Genomic DNA, 253 nt, shown 5'->3' with positions numbered 1-253 from the left:
GTTCGCTTTGCCATTCTGTCGTCCATTGTTCTACAAAGTCCTCGACTGGGTTGGTCACGGCGAAATGTTGGTGCTGTTCGGCATTTTCTTCGCATTGGTCGTCGGTGCAGGCTTGTTCCAGTTTGTAGGGGTTAAACCAGATCTAGGTGCTCTGATCTTAGGTATGTTGTTAGCCGGTCACCCAAAAGCTTCAGAGCTGTCGAAATCGCTGTTTAACCTCAAAGAGCTTTTCCTTGTTTGCTTCTTCTTGAAT

The 253-nt window shown here is 47.0% G+C and carries 1 protein-coding gene; it reads left to right on the top strand.

Annotated features, from left to right (window positions below; genetic code table 11):
* A partial coding sequence (locus AB4512_RS25345) for a cation:proton antiporter (RefSeq protein ID WP_372176224.1) occupies nt 1-253 on the top strand: 253 nt, incomplete at both ends.

Source organism: Vibrio sp. 10N.222.52.B7, assembly GCF_041474275.1.
In the GTDB taxonomy this organism is placed as follows: domain Bacteria; phylum Pseudomonadota; class Gammaproteobacteria; order Enterobacterales; family Vibrionaceae; genus Vibrio; species Vibrio crassostreae_C.
The sequence above is the reverse complement of the archived record's forward strand: the minus strand, read 5'-3'. Positions and strand labels throughout refer to the sequence as shown.